Raw genomic sequence first — 10,193 nt, 5'->3', positions numbered from 1 at the left:
TGCGTCTTCAACCAGAACACTGCTGCTAAGCTTATCCACAATTGCTGGGACAAAAATCAGCAATCCGTCCTGGGTCATTTTTCAATCGGCAGGGTGGGTCAGTTTTCAATCAGCGCCAACACACTGTCATCCATCACGAACCGGAAAACACTCAGTGCACTTGCGGTTGCCAACTTCAGCGTATCGGCGAGGACGTCAGCGAGAAGCTGGATTACACGCCAGGCGTGTTCAGCGTCGAACAGCATGTGCGTGGGAAATGGGTCTGCCGTCAGTGCGAAACACTGATCCAGGCCCCGGTGCCGCCCCAAGTGATCGACAAGGGCATACCCACCGCAGGTCTGCTCGCTCATGTCATGGTGGCGAAGTTCGCTGATCACCTGCCGCTGTACCGGCAGGAGAAAATCTTTGGCCGAGCCGGCTTAGTCATCGCGCGTTCAACTCTGGCGCAATGGGTTGGACAGACCGGTGTACAGCTTCAGCCATTGGTTGATGCCTTGCGAGAAGTCGTCCTGGCGCAGCGAGTTGTCCATGCCGACGAGACGCCGGTGCAAATGCTTGCGCCTGGACAGAAGAAAACTCACCGTGCTTATGTCTGGGCTTACTGCACCACGCCGTTTTCGGCGCTCAAGGCCGTGGTCTATGACTTCAGTCCGAGCCGCGCCGGTGAGCATGCACGTAACTTCCTCGGCACCTGGAACGGCAAGCTGGTGTGCGACGACTTTGCTGGCTACAAGGCTGGCTTCGAGAAAGGCATGATCGAAATCGGCTGCATGGCCCACGCCCGCCGCAAGTTCTTCGATCTGCACGTGGCGAATAAAAGTCAGTTGGCAGAACAGGCACTGCACTCGATTGGTGGTTTGTACGAAGTTGAGCGCCAGGCTCGGGACATGAGCGACGAGGATCGCTGCCGAATACGGCAAGAAAAAGCAGCGCCGTTGGCGAAAGCGCTGCACGACTGGATGTTGACCCAGCGCAATCTTGTGCCCAACGGATCAGCAACGGCCAAAGCCTTGGATTACAGCCTTAAACGCTGGGAAGCGCTGATGCGCTACCTAAACGATGGGGCTGTGCCCATAGACAACAATGCAGTCGAAAACCAGATCAGGCCGTGGGCACTTGGACGCTCAAACTGGTTGTTTGCCGGGTCGCTTCGCAGTGGGAAACGCGCGGCGGCAATCATGAGTTTGATCCAGTCGGCGCGCATGAATGAGCACGATCCGTATGCCTATCTCAAAGATGTGCTGACGCGGCTGCCGGCGCAGCGAGCAAGTGAGATCGGGCAACTGCTGCCGCATCAGTGGATTCCTGCCTAACTTACCTCCCTGGCTTACGAAAGGTGCCCCAAGCAGACGCTTACAAAGCTCCTCTAATTAACAGCGCGAATGCGTAAAAAAGGACGCCTTGTCGGGCGCCCGTTTTATTTATGGTTGCGTGCTGCATGTATAGCGGATCAGTGCGATTTTTTCGATACCGAAGTCCCGGCTTTGCTCAACCCTTTCGCGTTGTGATCGCCTGGCGTCGAGGTCGAGATTGCACGGGCTTTGGCCACGCCGCGAGTATCTTTGGAATGGGCGATGCCTGAAGTCGTTTGGCCATGACCGCGATCACTATTGCCATCACTGCCATAGTGGTTTCCGCTTTCACCACGGTCGCGAACAGCCTTGCCGGCATGATCGCTGCTCAGTCCATTGCCGTGGCCGTTACTGGTAGAGCCGCCGGAGTGACCTGAACTGCTGTGACCGCCGCCTGTACCGCCGCCGTGGCCACCGCCATTACCACCGCCATTACCACCTCCGTTACCTCCCCCATTACCGCCTCCGTTACCACCACCACCACCGCCACCACCACCACCACCGTCTTTCGCATAGGCGGAGTTCATGATGGACAGGTCAGCAGGGAGTAATGGCGCGGCTGCAAGCATCAGGGCGCAGGACATTACAGCAACGAGACTCTTATTCTTTAAAAGCATGATTGCTTCCGTAGGGTTAATATCGCATGTGTTGTGACGCAATCGGCCTTGTATAGTTCAAGTCCTGCGACAGATGGAAGGGGCTGTGCACTGTCGCATCAGCCCAGTGCCAGAAGAAGCACAAAACACTACTTCCGCCCGCATTCGCCACTTAGGCACTAATCAAATGCACCGTTGAGAACTTCGAAGATGATCCCGGTTGCCAGCGCGACCAATATCAAGTCGGTGCCCGCTTGCTGCCATTCGTATCCATCGTAATGAGGCAGCCTGCCCACCAACCGACCATCGAGTTTTTTTGCAATCCCGGGTGGAAGCGGTTTGCCCCTCGCGAGGTTCTTTTGAATGCCGGGTGGTAAAGCCGGGCCTGGGCTCCAGTAGTCCCGATAGCCGCCCACGATCCCGAGCACGCTACCGTGATTAATGCTTGGGCCATGATCCCAATCGCCGCCGGCATTTTTACCATTGTTTCCATGCCCTTGCTGGTTGCCATGGGCTTGGCCGTTTTTCGGATTTCCTTGGCCGTTCCCTTGGCCCTTCCCATTACCAGGATCGGCCAATGTAGTCGCTGAGCCAGAGACCAGCGCAAAACAGGTAAGAGCGGCAATTAATGAGCGAGATCTGGGCATGAGTCGTTCCTTCAGAAGGGCGGGGTGTCTCTATGAGCTTAGACACTGTTGACGATGTGGTTTCCGTGACGCCTAACCGCTGCCCATAGACCTCCCAAGTCGAGACGCTTAGCGCTTCACCCAACTCAACAAGGACGTGCCAAAGGAAAGATTGAGTTGGCTCAACTTGCCATCCAACTGGCTTGGCACCGGACTGCAAATATTCCTGAACAATCTGGGCTTTGAACAGTTTGGGGTAAGAGCTTCGTCGACGCATGGAAATCCTGACGTTAAGGGCTATCACGTCCGCTTAAAATGATCTGACCCCGAAATGTTGGAGTTCGGAAGGTGACTTGGCTGGACGCTTACAAGCGTGGCGCTGCACCCCGCTTTCATCCCGCTGAAATTGCAGCCACCTGCGGCAAGATCGGAAACCGCACCAGCCACTATTTGCGTCGAGATTCCACACCCTCGCGGGACTGTCGTGGTGAACTGGCCGACTGAAAGCGCCGCCGCCTGTGCAACCTTTCTTCGAGACCTGTTGCGATGATCGGCATCGATTCGATCTGGCTCGCCACCGAGCCCATGGACATGCGTGCCGGCACTGAAACTGCGCTGGCCAGGGTGATCGCGGTGTTCGGTGCGGCGAAGCCGCACTGCGCTTATCTGTTTGCCAATCGCCGCGCCACACGCATGAAAGTTTTGGTGCATGACGGGTTTGGTATCTGGCTTGCGGCTCGCCGATTGAATCAAGGCAAGTTTCACTGGCCAGGCATTCGCCAAGGCCCTGAGCTTGAGTTGAATGTCGAGCAACTTCAGGCCTTGGTGTTGGGTTTGCCCTGGCAACGCATGGGCAGTGGCGGCGCGATCACACTGCTTTAAAAAGCTGAAATTTGCGCCTTGGTCTACTACTGCAAGCGATCTGCTTTGGTAAAATCCAGGGCATGGCTTTTTCTCCCAATCTCGATCACCTTACCCCTGAACAACTGCGCGCGTTGGCGGCGCAGTTGATGCAGCGTGTCGATACGCTCGACCAGCAAGTCGAGACGATGGGCAGAACAGTCGAAACAATGGGCAAGAAGATCAGCCGTGACCAAACGGTTATCGAGAAGTTGACCCACGAGATCGCGCAGCTCAAGCGTTTCAAGTTTGCCAAGCGCAGCGAGCAGCTGAATCCAGAGCAGGCCAGCCTGCTCGATGACCTGATCGATACCGATATCGCCGCGATTGAAGCTGAGCTTCAAGCCTTGCAAACGGCTCCAGCGCAATCTGAGACGAAGCAAAAGCCTAAACGCGCGGCATTGCCGGCAGAGTTTCCACGCACGGTGATCCATCACGAACCGCACAACACTCACTGCCCATGTGGCTGTGCACTCAAGCGCATCGGTGAAGACGTCAGCGAGAAGCTGGACTACACGCCCGGCGTATTTACCGTTGAGCGCCATGTCCGTGGCAAATGGGTCTGTGATGACTGCGAAACGCTGATCCAGGCACCGGTGCCAGCACAGATCATCGACAAAGGCATCCCCACCGCTGGGCTGCTGGCTCAAGTGATGGTCGCCAAATACGGTGATCATTTACCGCTGTACCGCCAGGAAAAGATCTTTGCCCGGGCTGGCTTTGCCATCCCGCGCTCGACCTTAGCCCAGTGGGTCGGCACCTGCGGTGTGCAGTTGCAACCACTGGTTGATGCCCTGCGCGAAGTGGTGCTCACCCACGGCGTGGTGCATGCCGATGAAACACCGGTGCAAGTGCTCATGCCTGGTGCGAAGAAAACCCATCGTGCCTACGTCTGGGCCTACGCGACCACCGCATCAGCCGATATCCGCGCGGTGGTGTACGACTTCAGCCCAAGCCGCTCGGGCGAACATGCACGCAACTTCCTGCAAGACTGGAAAGGCAAGCTGGTATGCGATGATTTTGGTGGTTACAAGGCCAGTTTCGCACTGGGCGTCACCGAAATCGGTTGCATGGCCCATGCCCGGCGCAAGTTCTTCGACTTGCACGCCACGAACAAGAGCACGCTTGCCGAGCAGGCACTGCGCTATATCCAGTTCCTATACGAAATCGAAAGTGAGATCCGCGACCTGGAGCCAGATTTACGGCGACGAATACGGCAAGAAAAAGCCGTCCCCATGATGGAAATGCTGCACGCCTGGATGATCGCCCTGCGCGAGCTTGTGCACGATGGCGTGGCCATCGCCAAAGCTCTGGATTACAGCCTGAAACGTTGGGCAGCGTTGTCACGTTATCTGGATGACGGCGCGGTGCCCATTGATAACAATCACATCGAGCAGCAGATCCGACCATGGGCGCTTGGACGCAAGAATTGGCTCTTCGCAGGATCGCTGCGCAGCGGCAAACGCGCGGCGGCGTTGATGAGCCTGATCCAGTCGGCCAAGCTCAACGGGCATGACCCATATGCTTACTTGAAAGACGTTCTGGCGCGACTGCCAACGCAGCGGGCAAGTGAGATTGCGGAGCTGCTGCCGCATAGGTGGCTACCGGTTTAATTGCGCAAGACAGGATGCCCGGACGCACACCCAGAATGCGCAAAAACGCTGTCTTCCGCTAAACAGTACAAAGCTATGATGTATTGTCGGTCATCAAAACTAGATCGATTCAAAAGGAATGAAAATGACATTGACTGTCGAAAGGTTGGTCAAGATAGCAATGGCTAATCCAATAAACGCTGAAATCACCTCACGCTTACCTTCACTCCGCTTGAATCAATGTTTGCTCACTGCGGGCTGCTTGTTCCAAGCCGTCTGGAATCATCAGTCCCATCTGCCGTCAGCGTGGGGGGTGAAGGATTACGACGTTTTTTACTTCGACAATGATCTGTCTTGGGAGGCCGAGAATGAGGTTATCACCTCAGCTCAGCGTCTCTTCCATGACATCGAGGCTAACGTCGAGATCAAGAATCAGGCTCGTGTCCATCTTTGGTACAGTCAGCGGTTTGGAAGGTCTTATCCTCAGCTTCAGTCGGCAAAAGATGGTATTGATCGTTACTTGATTGCTGGTACGTGTATAGGGCTGGATGCTGAAACGGGTGAAGTCTATGCGCCATACGGCCTGGCCGATGTAGAGCAAGGAGTGCTTCGTATCAATCCAAAAAATCCCCAGCCAGATTTGTTCAATCAGAAGGCCAAAAGTTATCAAGCTCGCTGGCCTTGGCTCAGGATCATAGACCCCCACAATTCGTAGAGATCGTGGATCATTGCGATATGCCTAACCCTTCGCCCATCACCGATTTCATTACCGTTGTAGTTGGCCTGCTGGCCGAGGAAGCCGTTAAGGACTTAGCTGATTTTTTGGTGAACAAACCAGGTGGATCGGCGGATCGCAACGGGTGTGAATCGTCTTAGTTCGTCAATATCGCAGCGCAAGGTGGGATGCCCGGACGGTTAGTGCGCCAGTTAAAGCTGGCGGAGGATAGTCGATGAAAGTTCGATACTGGTAAGAAATGGCGAATCAACCAGACCCCGAGTCATGCATGTTGCACCGTGAGGTGCAGGGTGAAGCGTTGACAGGGGAAACCGATGGGCCAGCCATTGAGCCGCGTAATCAGGAATTCGGGATGCCGATGCTGTTAACCGAAGCAGAAGGCAATACGGAGCATGGCGTTATACGCCAGTCATGCTCTGATCCCGCGCGGTCGGAGACCCTGTGCACGTCGGGAAGTCCTTCGCACAGAAACTGGGAGATCTCAGCGGTGCCCGGTGCGCAAGCACCGGGCGGAGCAGGAAAGGTCAAAAGCCGTAACCCTGCTGTCCACGTCGCTGAGAAGTCGGATACGTCCGTAATACCTGAGAAGCCATCGAACAAAGGGCCTGGCCCTGCGGAGATAGTGGAGGAAAGGGACGTAGCCAAGGGAAACACCGACAGGCCCCCCGCGTCCCGGACACTGAGACGGATCAGTTGCGCGTCGATGGGACTTGAAGGTGTACGTGAAGCAGCCCGGAGGGACAAGGGCATGCAGTTCACGGCATTGCTGCACCACATCACACCGCAGTTATTGGCGCAGAGCTTTTATGCGCTTCGCCGCGATGCGGCGGTGGGGGTGGACGGTATGTCGTGGCGAGAATATGAGGAAGGTCTTCACCAGCGGGTGAGCGAGTTGCACGCAAGGCTCCACAGAGGGGCCTATCGGGCAACGCCGTCACGGCGGGTCTATATCCCCAAAGCCGACGGCAGGCAGCGTCCGCTGGGCATTGCCTCTTTGGAGGATAAGATCGTACAGCAGGCAGTCGTTACTGTTCTGAATGCGATCTATGAAGAGGACTTTCTAGGATTCTCGTATGGGTTTCGGCCAGGACGTAGCCAGCACGATGCGCTGGATGCGTTAACGGTCGCGCTCAAGGGCCAGAAGGTGAACTGGATATTGGACGCGGATATCACGTCGTTCTTTGATGAGATCGACCATGAATGGATGCTGATGTTTCTAGGGCACCGGATTGCAGACCGGCGCCTGCTCGGGCTTATCTGCAAATGGCTTCAAGCGGGTGTTATGGAGGATGGCCGTAGGGTGGCTGCGACCAAGGGGACTCCCCAAGGTGCAGTGATCTCGCCGCTGCTGGCGAATATCTATCTTCACTACGTGCTGGATCTGTGGACAAGGCAGTAGCGCGAGCGACATGCCCGTGGCGATGTGATCGTTGTGCGCTACGCGGATGACAGCGTGGTGGGTTTCAGGACGCAATGGCAGGCTCAGCAGTTTCTGGTGCAGTTGCAGGAGCGCTTGGCCAAGTTCGGATTGTCCCTCAATACCTCGAAAACACGACTGATTGAGTTTGGTCGTTTTGCTGCGAGAAATCGTAGGAAGCGAGGCTTAGGTAAACCGGAGACATTTGACTTCCTGGGCTTCACGCACTGTTGTAGTACCAACAGAAGCGGTGGGTTTCAAATACTGCGCCTGACGGTCAAGAAGCGAATGCGTGCGACGCTGCTGGCTATTCGGGATGAGCTGAAGCGCCGACGTCATGAACCCATCCGGGCTCAAGGGCAATGGCTGATTCGGGTGGTGAGTGGTTACTTCAATTACCACGCGGTGCCAGGAAACTTGAAGCTGTTGAGTGGCTTCAGGAAGGCCATATGCCGATATTGGCGTCAGGCTCTCGGGCGACGCAGCCAGCGAAATCGGCTGCAATGGTCTCGCTTCGGGTTGCTCACAGATCACTACATACCGAGCCCAAAGAATGCACACCCGTATCCTGAGGATCGTTTCGCGTCACGCACCCGAGGCAGGAGCCGTATGCGGTAGTTCCGCACGTACGGATCTGTGCGGGGGGTGGCAGGTAACTGCCATCCCTACCGCGACCAGCTATGCAGATTTGAGAGGCGTTGATCTTCGTGGAGCCTACCTCCGTGGGGCCTGTTTTTTGGGGGCTAAAGTCGATGGAGCCGATTTGCGTAACGCGAATATCAATGAGTGCATATTCACCGGCGCCACGGGAGCGTTTGTGAGCGGCGAAATCCTTTATCACAACTGGGACGTTGGCCCAAAGGGAGTCATCCCATGGCTGCCAGACGATGAGATCTAAATCGTGACCTCCGTACTTCTGATGTCCCGCCCGCGCGCCCAGATTGAACTCTGGGCGTCGTGGGTAGGTGAAGGATGGCTGCGATTAAAGAAGGCGTTACTCGCTAGCTCCAGCCAAGGCTAGTGACGAACATAAGTCTCGATCTTCGCGTCGTGTGTGTCCTCCAGTGAGGTCAGCCCGCCGCCTTGCTTAACTGTCGAGTCTCTTATTAGGCGACCAGATATCGTGCCTATGTATGTTTCGTAGATAGCAGGGTTTGGGGATACGTAATGTGGATCTTGTTGGTGAATCACTAAGATGCTGATCGCGCGGGTTTCAACTGAGCGGGTGCGTAGGAATTCGATTTCGTACAAGCGTTGTTGCGAAATAGCCATTTGGCCTGTCGGCTGTCGATGGTTACCTGAGAATTCAGTTCGCGGCAACCCTTAAGGGAAGTGTTAAGTAGTGTCGTCTGAGCATAATTACACCGGCTTCGGTAGAAATGAGGCTGAAGCGACGTTAGCCTATCGCCACTATTTTGCTAGCAGCGGCCGATTTCGCGAATCTGTGACTTAGGTATAGCGACCTCAAAAATTTTAGTCTCGCTTGGTCGCATCCCTGACGGTGGCTTCGCGGCCCAGGAGCAAGCATCCGTCGCCGGTTCTGCAGCAATTCTTGTCACCTTCTTGCTCAAATGGGGAAATGCGATTGGATAAAGAGACATCTAGCCCGGGGGTTGAAGATCACAGGCTACAGTTTGATTTGACGAAATTTAATACAGAGAACAGCCACAACCGAACTGTTTTGTGGGTGGGTGTCTTCATAAGCGTGTTTAGCGTGCTTACGCCGACCATCACCAACTACTATCAAAACTCAGAAAGACTGAAGCTTGATGCTCAAAAGCAAGAGGATGAGCAAAAGCAAAAAGCCGCCGACCTAAATATGAAACGGAGCGAAATTGAGCGGGCGCGGGACGCTACTCGTACGCAATTTCTGCAACAGCACATTGACTTGATTATGTCGCCAGAACCTGACGCTGAGCTGAGACTGTCAACCTTGGTTACTCTCATACTCCCTGCCGAAGCGGATGCCCTCAATACCCAAATTCGGACGATCAGAAACGGTCTAGCAACCCAGCGTTCTCTGCACCATGAGGCAGGAACCCCAATCCCAGCAAAGGATCAAGAGGTAGACAATGCCGGTGCGGTTCCTCCGTTGGTGATCACCCATTCCGCGACAGAGGCACCTGACGTTCGCACATCAGGGGCAATTGCCTTGTCGGCAGGGCGATCCTCCGTCAAGAAGGGAGATTTTGAGCAAGCCCTTAGGCACTTCAGTACTGCCGTCATTCAAGAACCTCGCGATCCTTTGGCCTGGAATTTCAAAGCTTATTCTGAGTTCAGAACCAACCGGTTCACCGCTGCGCTAACGAGCATTCACGAAGCTTGGAAACTAAACCCTACTGAGAACCAAACCCGTAGGTGGGTGGCGATTAACGCAACTAAAATCTTATGCGCTCAAGGTCGTTCGACGGAGGCCGCAACTTTCTTCAACCAGAGTGCATCAGTGGTTCCAGAGATTGTTTCTGACGTGTACGGTGACGTTGAATTTCAGACAACATGTAAAGCCATCTGGCGTGGGTGAGGTCAACCTTAGAGAACTGAAAGCGGTGACGGAGAACATAGTACAGTTGATCTCTGGGTCACCTTTACGTATGAGGCAAAAAGGGAGGAGCTTGTGTAGTGCACCAAGTTATCAGTCGAGCACGGTGCCAGTGCTTTCTTGCTATCGATCATTCGAGCCGTAGGCTCGGCTGACCTAATCAACCGAGCATCTCCTTAATGATGGACGCGACATTCCTGGCATCGTCTATGCCTCGGTGATAGGTACCTTTCCAATCCAGGCCCATCGACTCTACCGTTTGCTTAAGTGATTTCGGTCGATTGTCATACAAGCCTGCATGCCATTTCCTGGCATTGAAATGGGGCAAGCCTTCGAGTAGGGAAGGGCACGCAGCAAACCCTGCGTCTCGCTCAAGCTGCCTTGCATCATAGTCACCCCACGATGCCCAAGCAGCGTTTGGATATCGCGCAATAA

General features: G+C 55.0%; 7 protein-coding genes and 3 pseudogenes. 7 read left to right on the top strand and 3 right to left on the bottom strand.

Annotation, left to right across the window (positions count from 1 at the left end):
* Positions 1-119 precede the first annotated feature (119 nt).
* Positions 120-1,313 (top strand): annotated as a pseudogene (locus E3W21_RS22195) (IS66 family transposase); the annotation flags it as partial.
* A gap of 137 nt (positions 1,314-1,450) precedes the next feature.
* Here E3W21_RS22195 and E3W21_RS31230 read toward each other — a convergent pair.
* A complete protein-coding gene (locus E3W21_RS31230; RefSeq protein WP_166793859.1) occupies positions 1,451-1,969 on the bottom strand; it encodes a hypothetical protein in 519 nt (172 codons plus the stop codon).
* Positions 1,970-2,127: 158 nt separating this feature from the next.
* Positions 2,128-2,595 carry an anti-virulence regulator CigR family protein gene (locus tag E3W21_RS22185; protein WP_134421854.1) on the bottom strand — a complete coding sequence of 156 codons (468 nt, stop codon included), beginning with the start codon at positions 2,593-2,595 and terminating at the stop codon, positions 2,128-2,130.
* A 525-nt stretch (positions 2,596-3,120) separates the two neighbouring features.
* Between E3W21_RS22185 and tnpB the strand changes: the two genes are divergently transcribed.
* The 6 genes and pseudogenes from tnpB to E3W21_RS22145 all read left to right on the top strand — a co-directional run bounded on the left by tnpB (position 3,121) and on the right by E3W21_RS22145 (position 9,740).
* Positions 3,121-3,456, top strand: a complete 336-nt coding sequence (tnpB, locus tag E3W21_RS31930; protein WP_134421852.1) for an IS66 family insertion sequence element accessory protein TnpB — start codon at positions 3,121-3,123, stop codon at positions 3,454-3,456.
* Positions 3,457-3,518: 62 nt separating this feature from the next.
* Positions 3,519-5,087: an IS66 family transposase gene (locus E3W21_RS22165; protein ID WP_134421851.1), complete on the top strand. Its 1,569-nt coding sequence runs from the start codon at positions 3,519-3,521 to the stop codon at positions 5,085-5,087.
* A 124-nt stretch (positions 5,088-5,211) separates the two neighbouring features.
* Positions 5,212-5,781, top strand: a complete 570-nt coding sequence (locus E3W21_RS22160) for a nucleotidyltransferase family protein (protein WP_134421850.1) — start codon at positions 5,212-5,214, stop codon at positions 5,779-5,781.
* A 259-nt stretch (positions 5,782-6,040) separates the two neighbouring features.
* A pseudogene (ltrA, locus tag E3W21_RS22155) lies at positions 6,041-7,837 on the top strand (group II intron reverse transcriptase/maturase).
* Complete coding sequence (locus tag E3W21_RS32425) at positions 7,773-8,117, top strand: pentapeptide repeat-containing protein (RefSeq protein ID WP_134421849.1); 345 nt, start codon at positions 7,773-7,775, stop codon at positions 8,115-8,117. The pseudogene ltrA and the gene E3W21_RS32425 overlap by 65 nt, the downstream one beginning before the upstream one ends.
* Positions 8,118-8,804: 687 nt before the next feature.
* The gene (locus E3W21_RS22145) at positions 8,805-9,740 is read left to right on the top strand and encodes a M48 family metallopeptidase (RefSeq protein ID WP_134421848.1); all 936 of its coding nucleotides are present in this window, start codon (positions 8,805-8,807) and stop codon (positions 9,738-9,740) included.
* A gap of 178 nt (positions 9,741-9,918) precedes the next feature.
* On the opposite strand, the pseudogene E3W21_RS31465 reads toward E3W21_RS22145, so the two are convergent.
* Positions 9,919-10,193 (bottom strand): annotated as a pseudogene (locus E3W21_RS31465) (exonuclease); the annotation flags it as partial.

Source organism: Pseudomonas sp. F01002, assembly GCF_004402115.1.
GTDB lineage: Bacteria > Pseudomonadota > Gammaproteobacteria > Pseudomonadales > Pseudomonadaceae > Aquipseudomonas > Aquipseudomonas frigoris.
Note: the sequence above shows the minus strand (reverse complement) of the source record. Positions and strands in the feature narration are given on the sequence as shown.

Coding starts and splice junctions, on each gene's coding strand:
- E3W21_RS22185 (WP_134421854.1), bottom strand. CDS start 2,595: ATGCCCAGATCTCGCTCATTAATTGCCGCTCTTACCTGTTTTGCGCTG.
- E3W21_RS32425 (WP_134421849.1), top strand. CDS start 7,773: ATGCACACCCGTATCCTGAGGATCGTTTCGCGTCACGCACCCGAGGCA.
- E3W21_RS22165 (WP_134421851.1), top strand. CDS start 3,519: ATGGCTTTTTCTCCCAATCTCGATCACCTTACCCCTGAACAACTGCGC.
- E3W21_RS31230 (WP_166793859.1), bottom strand. CDS start 1,969: ATGCTTTTAAAGAATAAGAGTCTCGTTGCTGTAATGTCCTGCGCCCTG.
- E3W21_RS22160 (WP_134421850.1), top strand. CDS start 5,212: ATGACATTGACTGTCGAAAGGTTGGTCAAGATAGCAATGGCTAATCCA.
- tnpB (WP_134421852.1), top strand. CDS start 3,121: ATGATCGGCATCGATTCGATCTGGCTCGCCACCGAGCCCATGGACATG.